At 42.7% G+C, this 20,658-nt stretch carries 26 protein-coding genes and 1 pseudogene; 20 read left to right on the top strand and 7 right to left on the bottom strand.

Features of this window, described 5'->3' with window-relative positions:
* A pseudogene (locus CVD23_RS21950) lies at positions 1-336 on the top strand (hypothetical protein); the annotation flags it as partial.
* Between the two features lie 280 nt (positions 337-616).
* Positions 617-1,720, top strand: coding sequence for a glycerol dehydrogenase (locus tag CVD23_RS10260; RefSeq protein WP_101665938.1), 1,104 nt, complete (start codon positions 617-619; stop codon positions 1,718-1,720).
* Positions 1,721-1,804: 84 nt separating this feature from the next.
* Here CVD23_RS10260 and CVD23_RS10255 read toward each other — a convergent pair whose 3' ends face one another.
* The 4 genes from CVD23_RS10255 to hxlA all read right to left on the bottom strand — a co-directional run bounded on the left by CVD23_RS10255 (position 1,805) and on the right by hxlA (position 4,477).
* Positions 1,805-2,332: a potassium channel family protein gene (locus CVD23_RS10255; RefSeq protein ID WP_180955623.1), complete on the bottom strand. Its 528-nt coding sequence runs from the start codon at positions 2,330-2,332 to the stop codon at positions 1,805-1,807.
* 171 nt (positions 2,333-2,503) lie between these two features.
* Positions 2,504-3,220 (bottom strand): 3-ketoacyl-ACP reductase, encoded by a 717-nt coding sequence (locus tag CVD23_RS10250; protein WP_101665937.1) that lies wholly within the window; start codon positions 3,218-3,220, stop codon positions 2,504-2,506.
* A 59-nt stretch (positions 3,221-3,279) separates the two neighbouring features.
* Entirely contained in the window at positions 3,280-3,837 is a 558-nt protein-coding gene (gene hxlB / locus CVD23_RS10245) for a 6-phospho-3-hexuloisomerase (RefSeq protein WP_101665936.1), read from the bottom strand.
* Between the two features lie 7 nt (positions 3,838-3,844).
* On the bottom strand, positions 3,845-4,477 hold the full coding sequence (gene hxlA / locus CVD23_RS10240) for a 3-hexulose-6-phosphate synthase (protein WP_101665935.1): 633 nt from the start codon (positions 4,475-4,477) through the stop codon (positions 3,845-3,847).
* Between the two features lie 198 nt (positions 4,478-4,675).
* On the opposite strand from hxlA, the gene CVD23_RS10235 reads away from it, so the two are divergent.
* From CVD23_RS10235 to CVD23_RS21945, 8 genes are all read left to right on the top strand, one after another.
* Positions 4,676-5,056, top strand: a complete 381-nt coding sequence (locus CVD23_RS10235; protein WP_101665934.1) for a winged helix-turn-helix transcriptional regulator — start codon at positions 4,676-4,678, stop codon at positions 5,054-5,056.
* 75 nt (positions 5,057-5,131) lie between these two features.
* On the top strand, positions 5,132-5,335 hold the full coding sequence (locus tag CVD23_RS10230; protein WP_101577356.1) for a hypothetical protein: 204 nt from the start codon (positions 5,132-5,134) through the stop codon (positions 5,333-5,335).
* A 90-nt stretch (positions 5,336-5,425) separates the two neighbouring features.
* The gene (locus CVD23_RS10225) at positions 5,426-6,433 is read left to right on the top strand and encodes an LLM class flavin-dependent oxidoreductase (protein ID WP_101665933.1); all 1,008 of its coding nucleotides are present in this window, start codon (positions 5,426-5,428) and stop codon (positions 6,431-6,433) included.
* A gap of 183 nt (positions 6,434-6,616) precedes the next feature.
* The gene (locus CVD23_RS10220; RefSeq protein WP_101665932.1) at positions 6,617-7,036 is read left to right on the top strand and encodes an RrF2 family transcriptional regulator; all 420 of its coding nucleotides are present in this window, start codon (positions 6,617-6,619) and stop codon (positions 7,034-7,036) included.
* Between the two features lie 262 nt (positions 7,037-7,298).
* Positions 7,299-7,673 (top strand): IDEAL domain-containing protein, encoded by a 375-nt coding sequence (locus CVD23_RS10215; protein ID WP_245917407.1) that lies wholly within the window; start codon positions 7,299-7,301, stop codon positions 7,671-7,673.
* A 124-nt stretch (positions 7,674-7,797) separates the two neighbouring features.
* The gene (locus CVD23_RS10210) at positions 7,798-8,448 is read left to right on the top strand and encodes a DsbA family oxidoreductase (protein WP_101665948.1); all 651 of its coding nucleotides are present in this window, start codon (positions 7,798-7,800) and stop codon (positions 8,446-8,448) included.
* A gap of 171 nt (positions 8,449-8,619) precedes the next feature.
* Positions 8,620-9,924, top strand: coding sequence for an acetamidase/formamidase family protein (locus CVD23_RS10205; RefSeq protein ID WP_101665931.1), 1,305 nt, complete (start codon positions 8,620-8,622; stop codon positions 9,922-9,924).
* A gap of 37 nt (positions 9,925-9,961) precedes the next feature.
* The gene (locus CVD23_RS21945; RefSeq protein WP_180955622.1) at positions 9,962-10,105 is read left to right on the top strand and encodes a hypothetical protein; all 144 of its coding nucleotides are present in this window, start codon (positions 9,962-9,964) and stop codon (positions 10,103-10,105) included.
* Positions 10,106-10,202: 97 nt separating this feature from the next.
* On the opposite strand, the gene CVD23_RS10200 is transcribed toward CVD23_RS21945, so the two are convergent.
* Positions 10,203-11,195 carry an NADPH:quinone oxidoreductase family protein gene (locus tag CVD23_RS10200; RefSeq protein WP_180955621.1) on the bottom strand — a complete coding sequence of 331 codons (993 nt, stop codon included), beginning with the start codon at positions 11,193-11,195 and terminating at the stop codon, positions 10,203-10,205.
* Positions 11,196-11,421: 226 nt separating this feature from the next.
* On the opposite strand from CVD23_RS10200, the gene CVD23_RS10195 reads away from it, so the two are divergent.
* Positions 11,422-11,832, top strand: a complete 411-nt coding sequence (locus tag CVD23_RS10195) for a DoxX family protein (protein WP_101665930.1) — start codon at positions 11,422-11,424, stop codon at positions 11,830-11,832.
* A gap of 68 nt (positions 11,833-11,900) precedes the next feature.
* On the opposite strand, the gene CVD23_RS10190 is transcribed toward CVD23_RS10195, so the two are convergent.
* The gene (locus tag CVD23_RS10190) at positions 11,901-12,272 is read right to left on the bottom strand and encodes a winged helix-turn-helix transcriptional regulator (protein ID WP_101665929.1); all 372 of its coding nucleotides are present in this window, start codon (positions 12,270-12,272) and stop codon (positions 11,901-11,903) included.
* A 148-nt stretch (positions 12,273-12,420) separates the two neighbouring features.
* Between CVD23_RS10190 and CVD23_RS10185 the strand changes: the two genes are divergently transcribed.
* The 3 genes from CVD23_RS10185 (at position 12,421) to CVD23_RS10175 (ending at position 14,526) form a co-directional block, all read left to right on the top strand.
* Positions 12,421-13,293, top strand: coding sequence for an SDR family oxidoreductase (locus CVD23_RS10185; protein WP_101665928.1), 873 nt, complete (start codon positions 12,421-12,423; stop codon positions 13,291-13,293).
* Positions 13,294-13,409: 116 nt separating this feature from the next.
* A complete protein-coding gene (gene rpiA, locus CVD23_RS10180) occupies positions 13,410-14,078 on the top strand; it encodes a ribose-5-phosphate isomerase RpiA (RefSeq protein ID WP_101665927.1) in 669 nt (222 codons plus the stop codon).
* 148 nt (positions 14,079-14,226) lie between these two features.
* Complete coding sequence (locus CVD23_RS10175; RefSeq protein ID WP_101577349.1) at positions 14,227-14,526, top strand: heme biosynthesis protein HemY; 300 nt, start codon at positions 14,227-14,229, stop codon at positions 14,524-14,526.
* Between the two features lie 62 nt (positions 14,527-14,588).
* Here the strand turns inward: CVD23_RS10175 and CVD23_RS10170 are convergent, their stop codons facing one another.
* Complete coding sequence (locus CVD23_RS10170; RefSeq protein ID WP_101665926.1) at positions 14,589-14,807, bottom strand: hypothetical protein; 219 nt, start codon at positions 14,805-14,807, stop codon at positions 14,589-14,591.
* 172 nt (positions 14,808-14,979) lie between these two features.
* On the opposite strand from CVD23_RS10170, the gene CVD23_RS10165 reads away from it, so the two are divergent.
* The 6 genes from CVD23_RS10165 to fdhD all read left to right on the top strand — a co-directional run bounded on the left by CVD23_RS10165 (position 14,980) and on the right by fdhD (position 20,565).
* Positions 14,980-15,762, top strand: coding sequence for a formate/nitrite transporter family protein (locus tag CVD23_RS10165; RefSeq protein WP_101665925.1), 783 nt, complete (start codon positions 14,980-14,982; stop codon positions 15,760-15,762).
* A 29-nt stretch (positions 15,763-15,791) separates the two neighbouring features.
* Complete coding sequence (fdhF, locus tag CVD23_RS10160) at positions 15,792-18,776, top strand: formate dehydrogenase subunit alpha (protein WP_374702628.1); 2,985 nt, start codon at positions 15,792-15,794, stop codon at positions 18,774-18,776.
* Complete coding sequence (locus CVD23_RS10155; RefSeq protein WP_101665923.1) at positions 18,751-19,248, top strand: DUF1641 domain-containing protein; 498 nt, start codon at positions 18,751-18,753, stop codon at positions 19,246-19,248. The genes fdhF and CVD23_RS10155 overlap by 26 nt, the downstream gene beginning before the upstream one ends.
* 17 nt (positions 19,249-19,265) lie before the next feature.
* On the top strand, positions 19,266-19,499 hold the full coding sequence (locus CVD23_RS10150; RefSeq protein WP_101577344.1) for a heavy-metal-associated domain-containing protein: 234 nt from the start codon (positions 19,266-19,268) through the stop codon (positions 19,497-19,499).
* A 20-nt stretch (positions 19,500-19,519) separates the two neighbouring features.
* Entirely contained in the window at positions 19,520-19,660 is a 141-nt protein-coding gene (locus tag CVD23_RS21940; RefSeq protein ID WP_180955620.1) for a hypothetical protein, read from the top strand.
* Between the two features lie 107 nt (positions 19,661-19,767).
* On the top strand, positions 19,768-20,565 hold the full coding sequence (fdhD, locus tag CVD23_RS10145; RefSeq protein WP_374702627.1) for a formate dehydrogenase accessory sulfurtransferase FdhD: 798 nt from the start codon (positions 19,768-19,770) through the stop codon (positions 20,563-20,565).
* Positions 20,566-20,658 lie beyond the last annotated feature (93 nt).

The following is a 20,658-nucleotide window of genomic DNA, read 5'->3' as shown; positions in this document are numbered from 1 at the left end:
CGGCTACGCCATTATCTGGATGAGAAGGGAAATAATTCTCCTACAAACATTTTACTCATACACGGCCTGGACCTGACAGACAAGAAGGAATCCTTAGTGTTAACGGATGCAGTAAAAAAGGAAATCTCCTTTGTTTTGCCGGAACTAAACAAGAAGGTTTTGATGGAATACGGCGAAGAATTTAAATACGTGTATTTATGGACAGAGAAGGGGCAAGGTTTTATTTGTGTTGAACCATGGATGGCCAAGACAGATGAACTGAATCGTAAAGAAGAATTGTATTTTGTAAAACCGGGAGAAGCACTGAAGACGTTTTTGACGATCACAGTGGAATGAGTTGGTGTTCGGAAAGCCAATTTATAGCATAAAAAAATTTTAATTTGAAATAATAAGCCCAAGCCGGTTTCCCAAGAACACCGGCTTGGGCTTATTTATATTCAAGATGTTAAATTTTTGTGAAATGTTCGCTAAAAAGTCATCAAGCATGAACTTTGAAGCAGGATTTACGATGTAGTGTGGCAAATAGTTGATTAGTAGGATCAATCCAGAACAAGGAGTCACCCTTAGAGAAAAGTTGACTAGAAAAATACTCATGAAAAACAGGAGGAACACAGAGATGACAAAAATGATTATTTCACCAAGCAAGTACATACAGGGACCTGATGAACTGTCAAAAATCGCATCGTACACAGCCCAATTGGGACAGCATGCTTTTATCATAGCGGATGATTTTATTATGAATCTCACAAAAGAAACGATCGCAAGCAGCTATGCCAATCAAGAGAATACCTATACAGCCGAGAAGTTCAAAGGTGAATGCTCAAAACCGGAGATCAGCCGGTTAAAAGAAATGTGTGCATCGGTAAATGCTGATGTCGTCGTTGGGATTGGCGGGGGTAAAACGCTTGATACCGCGAAAGCAATAGGTTACTACAATAGTATCCCGGTCATCGTGGCCCCTACAATTGCGTCAACAGATGCGCCAACAAGTGCGCTCTCCGTTATTTATAAAGAAAATGGCGAGTTTGATGAATATCTTTTCCTTCCGCTTAATCCAACCTATGTCATTATGGATACTAAGATTATTGCGGCAGCCCCGGTACGTCTTCTTGTAGCAGGTATGGGGGATGCTCTTGCCACGTATTTCGAAGCTCGCGCTTGTAAACGGGCTAATAAACCAGCCATGGCCGGTGCTAATGTAACCGAGGCTGCGATTGCGCTTGCAAGGCTTTGCTATGATTCTTTGATTGAAGAAGGCCTAAAAGCAAAACTGGCAGTTGAGAATAAAGGAACCACTGAAGCGGTTGAGAAAATAATTGAAGCGAATACTTATCTGAGCGGAATTGGCTTTGAAAGCGGCGGCCTTGCTGCAGCCCATGCCATTCACAATGGCATGACAGTTTTAGAAGAAGCTCACCATATGTATCATGGCGAAAAGGTTGCTTTTGGTACACTCACACAGCTTGTTCTGGAAAACGCGCCGACTGAAGAAATTGACGAAGTGGCTCAATTCTGTTTAAGTGTCGGCCTGCCGCTGACTTTAGAGGATATTGGTGTAAAAACAATCAATGAAGACCAAATTCGCAGAGTAGCAGAGCTTGCGTGTGCGGACGGTGAAACGATCTATAATATGCCTTTTAATGTCACTCCAGAGCTAGTCTATACGGCGATATTGACTGCAGATAAACTGGGTCATTATTATAAGTCTTTGAATCAATAATGATTGCATCCTATGAGGCAGGTCTGGTATTCCGGACCTGCCTTTATTCAAGATACGAGCTTCAAGGCAAGGGGTCTTGATACTTCAATTATTCAGTTTTTTAATTAGCTTCGCGGTTAGAATAGCCATAAAGATGGCGTCCGTGATCACCCCAACCAGCATCTCAGACGCGGCCAGGGCATTAGAAAGGATACCGATGGATGTGATGTCACCATAGCCTGTCGTCGTAAAGGTCGTTATGCTGTAATATAAAAAATCACCGCCGGAAAGGTTTTTACCGGTAAAGCTAAAAGCTTTATGACCTTTAATAGTGTATACAAGGAAATATAAATTTGCATATGTGATGATAATTAAGCTTAAAAGTAGAGCTGATCCGATAAATATTACCTTTAAGCTTGATTGGGAGTTTGGAATGACAACTATAAAATCAATTAGCAGATACAGGCAGATGGCTAAAAGTAATATGAGAATGGCGATTAGGAGATAGTTTCCTGTTTTTTCTTTGATTTTGTAAATAGTATTAGCGATTAACAGGAGAATCACCAAAACATTAAACATGAAATATGTAAACAATTTGTTCTTATTAAATTCTTTTTTAAGTAATTTCCTCATATTAAACCTCAGTGTAGTTATTAACCATAATTTCCCCCGTTGACTAAAATCCATTCAGGCACGATTCTAACTTGTATTATTTCCAATAGGGTTGGCACTTTGGATATATGTTCAAAATAAAAAGAATCGCCTTTTGGCTAATTTTAGCCAAAAGAACGATTCTTTTCTTGTTTATGGATTGGTGGACCATAATCCCGCAGTCTTAACGAAGACACGCGGATTCAGTTTTAGTTGAGCGACCATAAATTCAGCAAGATCCTCCGGCTGCATGACCTTTTCGGGATTGCCGTCAGTAAGATTTGTTTCAATTGCTAAATCGGTTGCTACAGTGCTTGGTGTTAAGGCACTTACACGGATATTATGCTTTCTCACCTCAAGCATGAGCGATTCGGTCAAGCCGAGCACCGCAAATTTAGAGGCGCTGTACGCGCTTGTAACAGGAGCACCCTTTAGGCCGGCTGATGAAGAAATATTAATGATATCCCCTGCTTTTTTTTCGATCATTTCTGGTAAAACAGCTCTTGTTACATTATAGACACCCATTAAATTTACCCGTACGATCTTCTCCCACTCTTCGGCTGTTAATTCAAGAAAGCCGCCAAATTTGGCAATCCCGGCATTGTTAATTAAAATATCAATTGAATTCAGGTCTGATCTGATGTGTTCCACCGCATGATGAACAGATTCAAGATCTGCTACATCTGCAACTGCTGCAGAAACATTCACACCGTATTCCGATAATTCAGCCGCTACCTTTTCGAGGTTTTCCATCGTCAGGCCCATTAGCCCGATATTGACTCCTTCTTTCGCCAACGCGATGGCTGCAGCACGTCCGATTCCTCTTCCTGCTCCGGTGATTAAAGCTGTTTTCCCATTCAATGAAGCCATCTTACAACTCTCCTTTGGCAAAAGACCAAAAATGATTTTGGCCTTTTGCGTGAATGTATCTACTCAAGATTGGCATGCCTGCCAAACATCGTGCCCGAGTCCAATCCCTTTTTCTCCATGAACCTTAAAATGACGGCATCAAAAAATATCAACAGGGTTTGCTCAAATAGAGACCCCATTGGCTGGATTGTTTTATAGTCATTTTCCGATTTATCCTTAGGTGAGCCAGGCAGTTTAATCGCGATGTCTGCTAATTGTCCAATTGTTGATTCCGGGAAAATCGTAACAGCTACAACAGTCCCGCCAATCTTTTTTGCTTTCTCTGCCATCGAAACGAGGCTTTTTGTTTCTCCTGAACCCGATCCGATGATTAAAATATCCTCTGTCTCAAAGTTCGGGGTAACCGTTTCGCCGATTACGTAAGCATCCAAGCCCATATGCATCATTCGCATCGCAAAAGATTTAGCCATCAAACCGGATCTTCCCGCACCGGCGACAAAAATTTTCTTCGCTTCAAGAATGCCGTTCACAAGCTGCTCTGCTTGTTCATCGGCAATTAAATCGATGCTCCGATTTAATTCCTCAATGACTTGAGCTAAATATTCAGTGGTATTCATAATGACCTTAACCTTGTTTAATTAATCTTTGCATTTCTGCAGCTGCGGCTTTTCTATCTTCTTTTCCTGTAATTCCGCCGCCAACAATAACAAGGTCCGGCTGGGCTTTAATTACTTCAGGAAGAGTTTCTAATTTGATCCCGCCGGCAATGGCTGTTTTCGCATTTTTAACAACACGCTTGATAGTCGCTAAATCTTCGAAAGAGTTTTGGCCAACTGCCTGAAGATCATAACCGGTATGCACACAAATATAGTCGACGCCAAGAGCATCAACTTCTTTCGCCCGGCGTTGAAGATCCTTCACTGCGATCATATCCACAAGGATTTTTTTTCCTTGTTTTTTTGCTTCTTCAACAGCCCCTTTAATCGATTCATCTTCGGCGGCTCCAAGGATCGTAACGATGTCTGCACCAGCTTCAGAAGCCTTCATCACTTCATATCCAGCTGCATCCATAATTTTCAAGTCTGCTAATACCTTTAAATTTGGAAATGCTTCTTTCATTTCTTTTACAGCTCTAAGTCCTTCATTAATGACAACGGGTGTACCAATTTCAACTATATCAATATGCTCTTCGACTTCTCTTACCAGTTCTATTGCTTCTGGGATGTTGACAAGATCTAATGCTAATTGTAGTTCCATGAATTTTCACTCCTAGTATTTTTTCTTGGTTGCACTGTAGTAATATACCCAATTTTTTTCGGTGAAATCTTTCGATGCTTCCTCAGGCCGGAATGATTGTCATTATACTATGTATGTTTTATAGTTAAAAGTACGCACTTTATTATTACATAGTGTTAAAAAGTATACTAATAAAGTTAATGAGATGGAGGGATATGAATGACACGGATGCAGGGTAAAACGTTTAACTGTGAGAAGGAGTTAACCCTTTCAGTTATTGGCGGAAAATGGAAGATGCTGATCTTGTGGCATTTAGGGAAAGAAGGAACGAAGCGATTTGGTGAATTGAAGGCACTCATTCCCGGAATTACGCAAAGAATGCTCGTTAACCAGCTTCGCGAATTGGAAGAAGACTTGATTGTAAAACGCAAAGTATATCCAATCGTCCCGCCAAAAGTGGAATATTCACTGACCGATGAGGGCAGGAGCCTGATGCCAATTCTTGACTCGATGTACCAATGGGGAAAGAACTATATGGAGAATGTCATGGAGAAACAGCCGGAATATGTTTCACTAAAGGACAATTCCACAACGAACTGAAGCTCTATTGCAAACAATAAATTGTACTAGTCCAAACAGGGATAATCAAAATAAAAAGAAAACAGAGGTAATAACATGTTTGTAGTAAAACTATATGACAAAGCTGCAGTTTGCGAGCATATCGGGCGTTTTGATGATCTTAAATCTGCAGACGAATCGGCGAAAAGAGGGCTGAATTACAGCAAAGTAGCGATCGTCTATGAAGGAGAAATGCCTGTTAAACTGTATGACAACGGTGAATATAAGGACGGATTTCCTTTAGGAGTTGGAAGCTATTAGAGCTGTTATGCTCCAGTTATCCGGCGGCTTTAACGCTTTGTTATCCAGTCCGGATCAATTTTGAAGCAAGCTGGAAAGAGGGAAAAAGATATGAAAATCAGTATTTTAGACCAATCGCCAATTTCTTCTGGAAAAACAGCAGGACAAGCATTACAGGCCTCTATGCACTTGGCGCAAATGGGAGAAAAGTTGGGTTATTCACGGTACTGGATCGCTGAACACCACGATTTGCCGGGACTGGCATGTTCAGAGCCAGAAGTGATGTTAGGATATGTTGGCGCAAACACGAAAAAGATCCGGATTGGATCTGGTGCCGTTTTACTGCCGCACTACAAACCATACAAAATTGCTGAAACGTTTAATATGCTTGCCACGCTGTTTCCAGATCGAATTGATATTGGAATTGGGCGGGCACCGGGTGGTTCCGCTGAAGTAACAATGGCGCTGTCGGATAATTTTTTGGAGCAAGTTCGAAAAATGCCCGAACTGGTTAAAAACCTTCTCCATTTTTTAAACAACGATTTTTCTGCTGATGAAATGTTTTCAAAAATATCTGCAGCTCCTCTTCCTGCGGTCTCGCCTCAACCATGGATTCTTGGAACAAGTGAAAAAAGCGCCATTCTTGCTGCGGAACATGGAACTGCCTATGCTTTTGGACATTTCATGAGCGAAAAAGAAAGACCGGATATTTTGAAACAGTATACTGCAGATTTTAAAGTGAATGGCATGCTAAAACGTCCTGCATCGATTCTTGCTGTTTCCGCCATTTGTGCAGAAACAACCGAAAAAGCAGAAGAACTCGCATTGAGCGGCCGCGCTTGGCAAACTCAACTGGCAAAAGGCGAAGGCAAGAACGGCATACCTTCTGTGGAGGAAGCAAGACAATACTTAAATAGCGATGATCACCAAAGTATCGACAATAGCAAAAGACAAATGGTGGTCGGCAATCCGCAGGAAGTCAAAGCTGAACTTCAAGAACTGCAAGCTGTATACGAAGCGGATGAATTAATGATTGAGACGATTACACACAGCTATGAAGATCGGATTCGTTCCTATGGATTAATTGCCGATCAAGTTTTATCATCCCGCCCTGAATGATCCAGCAGGCGTCTATTTTTAATGCTTTTCAGTTTCCATATAGATCGTAGCGGGTAAACAAAAATATGTAATGTTTTAAAGATTAAATAATTCAGTCGAATCGCTCCTTTTGAAGCACAACCTTTGACATTACAAACTGTATCAAATAAAATTACAGTAAGCTTCATTAGGAGGATATCGTAAGTGAACAGTGAATTTACTATAGCCGTGCATAGCTTGGTTTACTTGGCTTATCTGCCTGGGCGTATGGCTAGCAGCGAGCTGATTTCGAAAAATGTATCAACACACCCTGCCAGAATTCGCAAAGTCATGAGCTGCCTGCGTAAAAATGGATTTGTGAAGACAAAAGAGGGGATTGGGGGCGGCTATATTCTCAACAGCAACCCGCACGAAGTAACGTTGGCGCAAATTTATCGGGCCATTTCACATGGGGCTGTGAAGCCGCACGGGTGCACTGGGGATCCAGAACAGGACTGTCCGATTTCATCGAATATCCCGGAAGTGATGGACGAAATTTTTAATGAAGCAGAAGTCTCTTTAGTAAAATACCTGGATCAGGTTACGATTCATTCTGTACTGGAGAAAATTAAACAGTGTCACTGATATTGATTTGATTTTTATTCTAAGTGAGTGAATTTTATAAAACAATTCTTTAATTGAAGAACGAACAATTATGTGAAATTAAGATATTATTATTCGTTTCTACGGCATTGTGTTGTTTATTTAGATAACTTCATTCGTTTTTCGGTTTAGCTTATAACAATGAAATTCACGTAAGTGTAATATTTTTTGTTACAGATAGATCATAACTTTTCAGTGCATTCAACATATGAAACTAAAATTCTTGAATGGATGGTGAATGTTAATGACGGCGACTAACAAAGGGTTTGAAATAGGCGATTGGGTCAAGGGGAAGTCACGAAATGGAGAGTTAATCCGCGGTTATATCGAAACGATTGACCCTATAAACGGAATTATCAAAGTGAACGTGTTGGACAGCGATAATGATAAATCGATTGGAAAAACGGTTGCAACGTTAAGCAGATGGGTTGCAAAATTATCCGTAGCGGAGAAAAGGGACGAAGAAGAACTTGGCTACTTGATCGATCTTGCGCTGATTACAAATGATGAGCCATGGTTTATGGAATTGACAACGGAATTATCAGCTCTGAAACAGGCTTCAAAAGAAACACAACAAAAAGATCCTGCCACTCTGACTTTCACAAACCGTCTGGGTTAAAAAAGGTTGTCAGGAACCCTTTTAAATTAAGAATTTTTTTAGTGGGACATAAGGGGCACTAATAATGGCAATTTTAAATATTGCAGAGCATGTTGATATGACTATGGCTTGGAGGAATTGAATGATGGCATTGAAGATAAAGGTTTATTCAGACTATGTTTGTCCCTTTTGTTTCCTCGCAGAAAAACCTCTTGAAGAAGCAATAAATGGAAAAGATGTCGAAGTGGAATGGATGCCGTACGAGCTGCGTCGATATCCGAATGAGACGTTGCTGCCTGAGGGAGATTACTTACGAAATACATGGAAACAATCGGTTTATCCAATGGCTGAACGTCTCGGGATTCCGATAGTGCTTCCAAAAGTATCACCGCAGCCTTATACACATTTAGCCTTTGAGGGCTTCCAATATGCGAAGGAACATCGAAAGGGAAATGAATATAACGATCGTATGCTTCGTGCCTTCTTTCAGGAAGAGCAGGATATCGGGAATATTGACATTTTAACAAAGCTGGCAGGGGAAGTGGGCCTCGATGAAAATGAATATCGACAAGCTCTGGAAACGAGAAAGTATAAAGAGCAACATCAAAAAGCCCTCCAGCACGCTTACACAGAAGCAAATATCACAGCCGTCCCTACCTTTGTGATTGGTGATACTGTTCTCTCAGGTGTTCGTTCGAAGGAGACGATTGAACAAGCTATCGAGGAAGAACTAAAAAAACAACTGTCTGATGACCAATTTTTTGAAGGAATGGCTTGCGGGATCGATGGCTGTTAATTGAAAATATAAAGTTCACCCATTTATGCAGGGGATTGTGGTTAACGCAATCCCTTTTTTGCGTGCATAGAAATCTATGAAAGATTGCTGATACTTTTAGGTGAAAAGCTCAAAAAATAATTTAATTGAGTTATAATGTAAGTGCTTACATAATTGATTGGGGGAAGAATAATGAAGGCACAGCAAACTCTATATGTAAACGAGTTTACAAATGGCATTTTGGATCCGAAACAAGAAATGCTCGGTCCCGTTATCGACGGGGGACACATCATTGCAAATACGACCCCGGGTTGTTGGGGCCCGATGATTACTCCATGTATTCGTGGCGGACATGAGGTCACGAGGCCGGTATTTGTTGAAGGAGCAGAAGTAGGCGATGCGATAGCGATTAAAATCAAATCGATTCAAGTGACTTCGTTGGCAACATCCTCAGGAAATGATAAACCGGTAGATGGGCGATTCCTTGGTGATCCATTTGTCGCAGTAAAATGTCCGGGCTGCGGAGAACTCTATCCCGATACCAAAATTGTCGGCACAGGTCCTGAGGCGATTCGCTGCACAAATTGCGGTGAAGATGTTACACCATTTGTGTTTACGAATGGATACACGATTGCCTTTGACGCAAAACGCAATGTGGGCGTTACACTAAACAAAGAGGCTGCAGAAGAAATTGCTAAAGACGGCCGCTCATATATGTCAACGCCTGAGAACTCGGTCCAAAACCCGATTGTCACTTTTGCCCCTCATGATTTAGTTGGAACGGTCGCTAGACTTCGCCCATTTTTGGGACAGCTTGGCACAACCCCGTCAAGACCATTGCCAGACTCCCATAATGCAGGGGACTTTGGGCAATTTTTAGTGGAGGCTCCACACGAATACGGGATTACAAAAGAACAGCTGGAGGATCGGACCGATGGCCATATGGATATCAACAGGGTCCGTGAAGGAGCTGTACTGATTTGCCCTGTAAAAGTACCGGGCGGCGGCGTCTATATCGGTGATATGCATGCAATGCAAGGCGATGGTGAGATTGCAGGGCATACCGCCGATGTCGCAGGAATCGTAACGCTCGAAACAAAGGTTATGAAAGGGTTGGAGCTAGATGGCCCTGTGTTGCTTCCTGTTGCAGAAGATCTGCCGTATTTAGCCAAACCAATTACAAAGAAAGAGAAAGAATCCGCGCAGGCTCTTGCCGGGCAATGGGGTGTGAAGGAATTAGAAGAATCACTGCCGGTTTCTTTTATTGGAACAGGCGCGAATCTTAACGAGGCAACCGAAAATGGTTTAAAGAGGGCGGCAGATGTATTTGGGATTACTGTACCTGAAGTAATGAACCGGGCAACGATTACAGGTTCAATCGAAATTGGCCGTCATCCCGGAGTGATCACCGTGACATTCCTGGCCCCGATCCACTATTTGGATAAAGTTGGCTTAACTGATCTTGTAAGGGCTCAATATAGCGAGTTCCTTGATTAAAAGGCTGATAATTGATCATCCGAGTTGAAGATGTACTGTGAAAGTCGACGATAAGGTAGTCAAAGTTGAAGATATATTTGATAACTTGAAGATAAAATGGGGGAAGTTGATGATATATAGTGAAGTTGACGATAAAGTAGTCGAAGTTGAAGATAAATCAGCAAAGTCGACGATAAACTGATCAAGGTTGATGAAATAATAAAACAAAAAGGCTGCCGATCATGCATTCAGCAGCCTTTTCTGTTCATAATTGATTTAGCACGCGTCACGCTGATCTGCTAAATCTTCACTACGATCCTGCCTCGCGCCTGTCCTTTTAAAATGGAAGGCAATGTTTCTGGCAATTGTTCAAGGGTGATTTCTTTTTGCATGTTATCTAAAAGGTTAGCCGGTTTGAAGTCGGCTGCCATGCGGTTCCACAGTTCTTTTCGGACATCCATTGGGCAATAAACAGAGTCAATCCCGAGTAAATTGACACCGCGCAGAATAAATGGGAATACCGTAGCCGGCACATCCGTTCCGCCGGTTAAGCCACTTACCGCAACAGCCCCGCCATAGCTTAGTTTGCTCAAGATAGCAGCAAGAGTATTTCCACCGACTGGATCAACAGCCCCGGCCCATAGTTGTTTATCTAGAGGTTTAATTTTTTCATTGTAAACATCTTCTCGAGAGATAATCTCTTTCGCACCGAGCTTATGTAAAAAATCGTGTTCATCAGCTTTACCAGTACTGGCAACCACTTCATATCCCAGCTTTGCAAGCATTGAAACCGCTAAACTTCCAACGCCCCCTGTTGCTCCTGTTACAAGCACTTTACCTTTATCAGGCGTTAACCCGTTGTCTTCCAGGCGCTGGATCGAAAGTGCTGCTGTAAAACCGGCCGTACCGAATACCATTGCTTCTTTTAAGGTTAAATTTTTTGGCAGTGGAACAATCCATTCCCCGGGAATGCGTGCATACTCACTATAGCCTCCATAGTGGGAAACGCCGATATCATAGCTCGTTGCGATCACTTCATCCCCTTCGTTAAAACGGGGGTCCTGAGAAGACACAACGACTCCGGCTAGATCAATCCCAGGTATAAAGGGGTACGACCTGACAATTTTGCCATTAGGAGTGCCAGCCAAGCCGTCTTTAAAGTTAATACCGGAATAAGCAACCTTGATTGACACATTAGCTTCAGGCAGCTCGTTTAAAGAAATACTTTTGATATCAACTGAAAAATCACTTTCGGTTTTATTAACCATTAATGCTTTAAACTGTTCAGACACACTAAAAACTCCTTTCGTATATAGGAAATGAACTGTAAATTACCAGTGGATTCCTCTCCATCTTACTACATTTTTAAAAAGGATGATGATGATTTCGATTCTATCTTAGTTATTTTTAATGAGATTGTGACAATTCCTTTAACTGTGCCAGGTGTGAATAAAGCTGCTCTTTAGGGGTATAATCAAACTACATATTAGATTCATCACTTTACGAGGAGGTCACAGAGTGGTAGACCTAGGACTATTAATTATCCGTGTTGTTGTTGGTCTTTACTATGCAGCACATGGTGCCCAAAAAGCCTTCGGTTGGTTTGGCGGGGGAGGGCCTGAAGGAACAGGTGCTTTTTTTGACCAAATCGGAATTAAACCAGGCAAAAAGATGGCTTTATTAGCCGGTTGGGGTGAAGTTATCGGGGGTATTTTGTTCTTACTCGGGTTTTTAACGCCTTTGGCTGCGATTTTAATTATTATTCCGATGATTGTGGCGATCAAAACGGTTCATGGCAAAAATGGACTGTTTTCTGACAAGGGTGGAATCGAATATACTGTTGTGCTGATAGCGGTTGCGTTAGGAATCATGCTGACCGGTCCCGGTGCCTTCTCATTGGATGCGGCTTTTGATATAACTTTCTGGTAAACACATCTGTGAGGAACGGGTTTAAAAGGAAAACTCATCAAAGCTAAAGCCACATCGGGCTTTAGCTTTTAAGATATATCCCCTTGGTTGTTTTTCTGATTTTCCAGATGTTTTTTGCCCCATTCCCCCATCCTGTCCAATATCGGGATAAAACTCTTACCTGTAGGTGTGAGAGAATATTCTACTTTAGGAGGGATTTCTTTATAAACTTCCCTGTGAACAAACTTGTCCTGCTCTAATTCTCTTAACTGGCGGGTCAATATCCCTTTTGAGATTCCGGGCAATAGTCTTTGCAATTCACTAAACCTTCTTGTTTGTTTGCTTAAATGCCAGAGAATAATAATTTTCCATCTTCCTGCAATTAAGTTTTGTGTATGTGTAACAGGACAAATCTCTTCCTGTCCGGCAGGAAGTTCTCCTTGAAAATGAATTCGGGCCATGGATTATTCCACTCCTTCTCAATGGTACTATTTTTATTACTATGTTATAAAAAAGAGCCTACTTTAAAAAAATGGTCTAGTAACATAATATATGATTATACTTGATAATCCATCCAAGTACTAAATAAAAAAGGAGCTGACATATTCGATGTCAAAAATTGTGATCACTGGAGCAACGGGAGAACTTGGCCAGCTTATTGTTGAACACCTGCTTGAAAAAGTATCTGCAAATGAAATTGCAGTCAGCGTTCGGAATATAGAAAAAGCCGCTCCTTTTGCAGACCAGGGAATTGAAGTCCGCTACGGAGACTATGATGATCCAGCTTCGCTTGAAAAAGCATTTGCTGGTGCTGCTAAGCTGCTTCTGATATCAACACCGGAAGACGAAGCTGTAGCACGTATCCGTAAGCATGTTACTGCAATTGAAGCGGCTAAAAAAGCAGGAGTAGAACATATTTTATATACAAGTTTTGCTTTCGCTGATAAAGGTGCTTTTCCTGTACTTGGCAATGTTCACCTGGCAACCGAATACACTCTTCGTGTTTCAGGTATCCCATTTACGATTTTACGAAACGCTTTTTATCAAGAAGTGTTTGTTAACCCAAGCCTCCAAGCATTCATTGACAGCGGTGTAATTGTTACTTCTGCTGGAAAAGGAACAATTAATACGGTAACGCGCAGTGATTTGGCGTTAGCAGCAGCGACCGTCCTTGCTGAAGACGGACATAAAAACAAAGTTTATGACTTAGCATCATCTGTAACCTGGAATTATGACGACTTAGCCGAAATTCTTACCGATGTTTCCGGTAAAACGGTCATCCACCAATCTGTATCAGACTCTGAAGTTTTAAACGGAATGCTCAATGCTGGTGTTCCAGAGGGGCTCGCCCACTTCCAGATTGCACTTTATCAATCAATAGCGAGTGGGAAAGAAGGCAATACTTCCAATGATTTAGAAACATTGATTGGAAGAAAACCTACTTCAATCCGCGAAAGCATCACTCAATTTTTCAATAAGTAATGATCGCAGGGGAGCTTAAACGGCTCCCTTGATAAAAAAACATGGATGAAACAAATGCAAATTCACAGTTGTCATCATAAATATCATCAACGAAACTCGCAAAAGGAGAACAATGCATGAATGAAAAAAGGGTGATAGGTGAAAAGGCTGCCGAATTTGTAAAGGACGGGATGATTGTCGGGCTTGGAACGGGTTCCACGGTTTTTTATACGATTGCCAAGCTTGGACAGCTTCTGCGGGACGGACTCTCGCTTAAAGGGGTTGCCACGTCCGTTCAAACAGAAAAATTAGCAAGACAGTGGGGAATTCCCCTTGTCGGCTACAGTAGTGTAATAGATGAAATTGACGTTGCGATAGATGGAGCGGACGAAGTCGATTCTGAATGGAATCTGATAAAAGGAGGCGGCGGTGCCCTTGTACGGGAAAAAATGATTGCTAAAACGGCAAAAGCTTTCATTGTTATTGCCGACTCTTCAAAATTCGTTGGAAAGTTAGGGGATTTTCCTCTCCCGGTAGAGGTTGTCCCATTTGGATATGAGATGACACGGAAACATCTAGCTGGATTTGGATGTGAACCAAAACTGCGCGAGATTTACGACACTCCCTTTAAGACAGATAACGGAAATTATATTTTTGACTGCAGCTTTCCGGAAATACTCGAGCCTGCAGCGTTAGAACGCGACCTGAATTTAATTCCTGGAGTTGTTGACAATGGATTGTTCGTAAAAATGGTCGACACTGTCATTACGTTGGACTCGAATAGGAACATTATCATTACAAAATAAGAGAACTTAGAAAGGGACAAAAGAAGTTCTTTTCAGTAAAATAAATATTGATCTAGAACTGAACATCCCGCGAAAGCAGGATTTTTTATTTTTTACGACAATAATGCCATAATATAAAACAGAAAACATAGAATAGGGGACAACCAGGATGAAATGTAAAATTAACCGTAATGCAGCGAAAGAACTAAAAAAGATGTTGAGCAGTGAAGAAGCAGAAGGTAAAATGATCCGCGTATACGTTTCTTTGCACCATGGCGATCACGCCCACTTTGATTTAAAGCTTGATACACCAACAGAGCACGATGAAATCGTCAAGACAGATAAAGACATTGATATCCTCCTTGACAAACGTGAAGATTTTCTGGACGGTGTCTGGATCCAGTACTTTTATGTAGGTGAAGAGGGATTTGTCATCACAAATCCATCAAAAGGAACACACAACCATTAAGTTTGGTTACGGTGATAAAGGAAAAAAGAGTGAAATCCGCCAAGGATTTCGCTCTTTTTACACTAGGGCAATAAGTATATCTCATTAAAAGGAGGATCGGTCAGTTTCGATTTACGCAACCTTCCTTCATTAACAAGATCCACCAATCCCTGCTCAATATCAGAAGGGTTTACCGCAAAAATATCAGCCATTTTTACTGTCGATAGAGACATGTATTTTGGTTTTTTTGATGATGAATGGATCATTGTCTCCACTCTTTGAAAAAGCTTTTCCTTCTCCATGCAAGCCTTCCTTTCTATTTATAAATCTTTTTAATAACATTCCCAAAACGATCAAAGAAATGACAACAAAGAACATATATTGATCCAATCACGAAAATTATCCTAACTTTTCCTAATAAAACTCGAAAAAAAGCAGATAGTAAGAAGTGAATTTAAGTAGGAGGGAACCTCAATGGCGTTTCATAGTCCCCCGCGCATTGCCCAATTAGCAACAGAGATCGGGATTCGGAAAGCGACATTACCGATTCGGAGCATGCTTGTATTAGGGTTTTTGGGCGGAGCATTTATCTCTTTGGGCTATCTGTTAGATATAAGGGTGACAGCGGATTTACCGAAAGACTGGGGAACGTTTGGGGCCTTTTTAGGTGCGGCAGTCTTCCCAATGGGACTCATATTAATCGTCGTTGGCGGGGCGGAGTTGTTAACGGGAAACATGATGGCCGTTTCTATGGCTTTCTTATCAAAGCGTATCTCGTTAACCCGCCTGTTACGCAATTGGTTTTGGATCACAATCGCCAATTTTATCGGATCGCTCTTTGTCGCTTATTGCTTTGGCCATATCGCCGGTCTGACAGACACTGGTCCATATTTAGAGAAGACAGTCGCAATCGCAGGGGCAAAGCTGGATGAAGACTTTTGGGAAGCGTTTTTTTCAGCGATCGGTTGTAACTGGTTGGTCGGTCTCGCGATCTGGCTATCGTATGGTGCCGAGGATGTTGCCGGGAAAATACTTGCTGTCTGGTTTCCGATTATGGGATTTGTCGCGATTGGATTTCAGCACGTTGTCGCCAACATGTTCGTCATTCCGGCTGCGATATTCGCAGGCCATTTTAGCTGGGGCGACTACATATCAAATTTCATTCCGGTATTTATTGGAAATATGATTGGAGGGGCTGTTTTTGTAGCGGCACTGTACTGGATTGCTTACAAAGATTACGCAGCCCCGGAGGCATGAGGGAGACAATCTGATAGTTAGGAGAAGTGATGATGACGGAAACAATGTTCACAGTGCAAATTAATGGAGAAGTGTACTCCGCTAAACCTGGACAAACGATTCTGGATGTTGCCAAGGCACAGGATTTATTTATTCCTAGTATTTGCTATCACCCGAATCTTGGAACAATTCAAACGTGTGATACATGTCTTGTCAATGTGGGAGGAAATCTGGTTCGCTCCTGTGCGACAAAAGTGGAGCAGGGAATGGAGATTGATACCTTCTCCAAGCCGGTTAAAGAGGCTCAGGACGAAGCAATGTCCCGAATTTTAAAAAATCATGAATTGTACTGTACAGTCTGCGATAACAACAATGGAAACTGCACGGTCCACAACACGGCCGAGTACATGGAGATTGAACACCAAAAATACGAATTTGAGGCGAAACCATATCCACCGGACCTTTCGCATCCGATGTACCAGTATGAACCAGATCAGTGCATTCTATGCGGAAGATGTGTCGAAGCCTGCCAGGACTTACAGGTCAATGAGACGCTGTCGATTGACTGGAACCGGGAAGTGCCCCGGGTTATTTGGGATAACGATGTTCCGATTGATGAGTCCTCCTGTGTTTCCTGCGGCCACTGTGTAAATGTGTGCCCGTGCAATGCCTTAATGGAAAAATCGATGATTGGCAAAGCTGGCTATTTAACTGGGATTCCACCAAAGATATTGGCGCCGATGATCGATTTAACAAAGGAAGTCGAGCCAGGATATAAGGAGATTTTTGCGATATCGGAAGTGGAAGCAGCGATGCGCAAAGCCCGTATTAAGAGGACAAAAACGGTGTGCACATACTGCGGAGTCGGCTGCAGCTTTGAGGTTTGGACAAAGGACCGGGAAATTCTCAGGATCCAGCCCACCGAAGAGGCACCGGTTAACGGTATCTCCACTTGTGTGAAAGGTAAATGGGGCTGGGATTTTATCAACAGTCCTGAGCGTTTAACAAAGCCGTTAATCCGCAGGGGAGAGGAATTTGTGGAAGCAACCTGGGATGAGGCTCTGAATTTGATTGCCAACAAGCTGACTGAGATCAAAGAAAAGCATGGCCCGGATTCGATCGGATATATTGCATCTTCGAAATGTTCCAATGAGGATAATTATGTGTTCCAAAAATTTGTCCGTGCAGTAATGGGATCCAATAATGTCGATAACTGTTCCCGCTACTGCCAAACACCGGCAACTGCCGCTCTAATGCGGACGGTTGGATTGGGAGGCGATACCGGCACGATCAGGGATATCGCTTCAGCCGAGCTTGTCCTCGTTGTTGGTGCAAACCCTGCTGAATCCCATCCGGTTTTATCGACACGCGTGAAACGTGCCCATAAATTATTCGGGCAAAAGCTGATCGTTGTCGACTTGCGGGAGCATGAACTGGCGCAGCGGGCAGATCTGTACGTCCATCCGAAGCCAAGCACGGATCTTATTTGGTTAAATGCCGTGACCAAATATATTCTTGACCAAGGTTGGGAAGCTAAGGAGTTTCTGGCAAGCAGGGTTAACGGTTTGGAAAAATATATAGATTCCCTTGAGAAATACACGCTTGAGTATGCCGAAGAAAAAACTGGAATTTCCCGGGACACTTTAATTCAAATCGCGACGATGATCCATGACGCGAAAACGGTATGTGCCCTCTGGGCAATGGGCATAACTCAGCACACGGGAGCAACCGACACAAGCACGGCGATCTGCAACCTGTTATTAATTACCGGCAATTACGGTCGTCCCGGAACAGGAGCTTACCCGCTCAGGGGTCATAACAATGTTCAGGGGGCATGCGACTTTGGCTCTTTGCCTGCATGGTTCCCTGGTTATGAACCCGTACAAGACCAACAGGTTCGGGAGAAATATGAAGAAGCATGGGGTGTGTCGCTCCCGGCCGATCCAGGCATGAACAACCACCAAATGGTAGAAGGAATTGATAAAGGCAAGCTCAAGGCTCTTTACCTTTTTGGAGAAGAAATGGCCCTGGTTGACTCCAACTCAAACTATGTTGAATCGAATTTCGAAAAGCTTGATTTTTTTGTTGTCCAGGACATCTTCTTCTCAAGGACTGCCCAGTTTGCTGATGTTGTTTTGCCAGCTGCTCCAAATCTTGAAAAAGACGGCACATTTGTCAATACCGAACGCCGCATCCAGCGCTTTTATAAAGTCTTCGAACCGCTGGGAGAAGCAAGACCCGATTGGGAAATCTTTCAGGATCTGGCGAACCGGCTCGGAGCCAATTGGAAGTATGAACACCCTGGTGAAATTATGGAGGAAGTAGCCAAGCTCGCACCGCTGTTTGCCGGCGTCAGTTACGATCGGCTTGAAGGCTGGAACAGCCAGTTGTGGCCAGTCGCTCCAAACGGGCAGGACACCCCGTTGCTGTATACAGAGCGGTTTGGCTTTCAGGATGGCAAGGCGAGACTTGTTCCGGTTGATTGGACAGAGCCGTATGAACCTGGTGAGGAATACGATCTCCATCTCAACAATGGACGGATCCTTGAGCACTTCCATGAAGGCAATATGACGTACCGCAGTGAAGACATCACACACAAAGTGCCTGAGCCATGGCTGGAGGTCTCCCATGAGCTTGCCAAGGAAAGAGGCCTGAAAGACGGTTCATTGGTACGGCTTACCTCACCATACGGGCATACTGAGATCCGCGTGATCGTTACTGACCGGGTGCAGGGTAATGAACTCTATTTCCCAATGCACTCACCGGAAATTATTTCGGCTGTCAATCGCTTAACAAGCAGCTACCATGATTACATCACCCACACTCCAAGTTATAAGGAAATGAGTGTGAAAATGGACGTATTGGAAGTGGAAGGACACCCGCCGCTTCCAAGGGAAAATTTTCGTTATGGCAACCGTGTGCCGCAAATCAGTGTGAGGGTTGAAGAAAAATGGAAGCGGGCTGATTTTACACCAATACCGGAAATGTTCGAAATGGGAGGTGATGAGTATGGCGAAGGCAATCAGGCAAATTAAGCAGGCCATTCCCAACCCTGCGGAGGAACAGGCCCAGGCCATCTCGGATATTTTAGAGGAGCTCACGAAAAACCGCGAAGCGATTATGTCGACGATAGGGATTTTAAAAGGCTTGCATGAAATGAGGGTCCTTGAGATTGTGCATGGGCTCATCGACCAGCGTACCGAAGTAGGGGTTATCGCGATTCAGCAAATCAATCAGCCGGAAATGCATAATACAATCAAAAATGGCATGGGTGCATTTAAATTCCTTGGCAGTTTGCAACCCACCCAGCTTGAAACCATTCTTGACGGAGTCGGCCTTGGCTTGAAACGCTTATCCAAGACCGGGCAACAGGGCGAGAAGCAGACAATATGGAAAATGAGAAGGAGGCTGCGCAGCCCCGAGATCAGGGCCGCAATGACGACAATGGTTGATTTCCTTGAAGGAATGGGACAAGCATTTCTGAAAAATAAGCAAAATAATCAATAGGAAAAGGGGGAGATGATGTGGAAACAGGCGTTTTTTTCGTGAAAAATATGTCCAATCAGCAGGATGCAAATAAAGTGTTGAATGCCTTGCTTGATGTATGGGGAATCGGCAGAGCTGAGGTCCATTTAGAAAACCATCAAGCCGTATTTACTTTCGATAAACGAATGGCATCTTATGAAGACTTTCAATATGCACTTGTTGATAGGGGTTACCAGGCTGAACCGGTTGAAAATTATCGGGTCGAAAAATAAGTTTTAGGAGGGAAGCGCTGATGAAAACATGTGAAGTATGCGGATTAACTGAGGAAGCAGAACATGATGAGGCAACAAAAATGGAAGGTACATTGTTGCATGTTTGCCAAGACTGTCAAAATGACCGCAAATTGGATTATCTACAAAATGATTTCTTTTAAACTAATTAAGGGGATGTCCTTTAATGGTGGGCATCCCCTAAGCCAGGCTATAGGGCCTTGTTAATGATTACTTTACAAGAAGTACAAAGCATAAAGAGGTCGTGGCCGTGGAAAAACCGATAGAAGTGAGACGAGACATTCTGCGTTATGGAGACGGTGAATTGAACAGGGTCGAAGATACGATTGTGACCGAGTACCCGATTACTATCAAAATCAATGGCGAGGAATTTGTGACGATCGTCTGCACTCCTGAATATATCGAAGATTTGGTAACAGGTTTTTTGGCATCGGAAGGTATTATTCGCCGCTATAAAGATATCGAAGAGATATGGGTGAAGGAAAAAGATGGATTTGCTTATGTGAAAACTTCCAGGGTCAACCCTTATTTCCGCGATTTTCAAAGCAAACGCTATATAACTTCATGCTGCGGAATGGGACGGCAGGGCTTTGTATTCGTAAACGATGCTCTGACTGCCAAAAAGATGGAGCGAATCACCGTATCACTTTCTGTTGACGACTGTTTTCAGTTGATGAATCATATGCAACAATCGGCCACTACTTTCCATCATACTGGTGGCGTCCATAATGCCGCTCTGGGAGATGGAAATGGAATTTTGCTTGGAAGAATGGATATCGGGCGCCATAATGCACTTGATAAAATTTATGGCTATTGCTTAAGAAATGACATTGCCATTGATGATAAGAGCCTCGTATTCAGCGGCCGAATTTCATCAGAAATTTTATTAAAAGCGGCAAAAATCGGTTGTGAAGTGATATTGTCAAAATCAGCCCCGACTGAACTCGCTTTGCAATTAGCAGAGCAATTGGGGATTACCATAGTGGGTTTTATCCGCAACAAATCATTAAATGTTTATACACATCCGGAGCGGATCAGGGATATTTAATGCGCTTGAACTGTTTCCAAGATTTGAAGCTATATCTTCTCTCTTTAGAAGAATAGCTCTTTTTCATTTCTAAAAAAATCAGTCCGAAGCTTG

This window comes from Bacillus sp. V33-4, from assembly GCF_002860225.1.
GTDB lineage: Bacteria > Bacillota > Bacilli > Bacillales > Cytobacillaceae > Bacillus_BJ > Bacillus_BJ canaveralius.
Note: the sequence above shows the minus strand (reverse complement) of the source record. Positions and strands in the feature narration are given on the sequence as shown.

Excerpts from the sequence above, each read along its gene's own strand:
- CVD23_RS10165 (WP_101665925.1), top strand. The coding sequence starts at position 14,980 with ATGGCGTTTCATAGTCCCCCGCGCATTGCCCAATTAGCAACAGAGATC.
- CVD23_RS21940 (WP_180955620.1), top strand. The coding sequence starts at position 19,520 with ATGAAAACATGTGAAGTATGCGGATTAACTGAGGAAGCAGAACATGAT.
- hxlA (WP_101665935.1), bottom strand. The coding sequence starts at position 4,477 with ATGGAACTACAATTAGCATTAGATCTTGTCAACATCCCAGAAGCAATA.
- CVD23_RS10225 (WP_101665933.1), top strand. The coding sequence starts at position 5,426 with ATGAAAATCAGTATTTTAGACCAATCGCCAATTTCTTCTGGAAAAACA.
- CVD23_RS10230 (WP_101577356.1), top strand. The coding sequence starts at position 5,132 with ATGTTTGTAGTAAAACTATATGACAAAGCTGCAGTTTGCGAGCATATC.
- CVD23_RS10260 (WP_101665938.1), top strand. The coding sequence starts at position 617 with ATGACAAAAATGATTATTTCACCAAGCAAGTACATACAGGGACCTGAT.
- CVD23_RS10155 (WP_101665923.1), top strand. The coding sequence starts at position 18,751 with ATGGCGAAGGCAATCAGGCAAATTAAGCAGGCCATTCCCAACCCTGCG.
- CVD23_RS10205 (WP_101665931.1), top strand. The coding sequence starts at position 8,620 with ATGAAGGCACAGCAAACTCTATATGTAAACGAGTTTACAAATGGCATT.
- fdhF (WP_374702628.1), top strand. The coding sequence starts at position 15,792 with ATGATGACGGAAACAATGTTCACAGTGCAAATTAATGGAGAAGTGTAC.
- CVD23_RS10170 (WP_101665926.1), bottom strand. The coding sequence starts at position 14,807 with ATGGAGAAGGAAAAGCTTTTTCAAAGAGTGGAGACAATGATCCATTCA.
- CVD23_RS10255 (WP_180955623.1), bottom strand. The coding sequence starts at position 2,332 with ATGAGGAAATTACTTAAAAAAGAATTTAATAAGAACAAATTGTTTACA.
- CVD23_RS10235 (WP_101665934.1), top strand. The coding sequence starts at position 4,676 with ATGACACGGATGCAGGGTAAAACGTTTAACTGTGAGAAGGAGTTAACC.
- CVD23_RS10250 (WP_101665937.1), bottom strand. The coding sequence starts at position 3,220 with ATGGCTTCATTGAATGGGAAAACAGCTTTAATCACCGGAGCAGGAAGA.
- CVD23_RS10175 (WP_101577349.1), top strand. The coding sequence starts at position 14,227 with ATGAAATGTAAAATTAACCGTAATGCAGCGAAAGAACTAAAAAAGATG.
- CVD23_RS10210 (WP_101665948.1), top strand. The coding sequence starts at position 7,798 with ATGGCATTGAAGATAAAGGTTTATTCAGACTATGTTTGTCCCTTTTGT.
- CVD23_RS10215 (WP_245917407.1), top strand. The coding sequence starts at position 7,299 with ATGACGGCGACTAACAAAGGGTTTGAAATAGGCGATTGGGTCAAGGGG.
- CVD23_RS10190 (WP_101665929.1), bottom strand. The coding sequence starts at position 12,272 with ATGGCCCGAATTCATTTTCAAGGAGAACTTCCTGCCGGACAGGAAGAG.
- rpiA (WP_101665927.1), top strand. The coding sequence starts at position 13,410 with ATGAATGAAAAAAGGGTGATAGGTGAAAAGGCTGCCGAATTTGTAAAG.
- hxlB (WP_101665936.1), bottom strand. The coding sequence starts at position 3,837 with ATGAATACCACTGAATATTTAGCTCAAGTCATTGAGGAATTAAATCGG.
- CVD23_RS10185 (WP_101665928.1), top strand. The coding sequence starts at position 12,421 with ATGTCAAAAATTGTGATCACTGGAGCAACGGGAGAACTTGGCCAGCTT.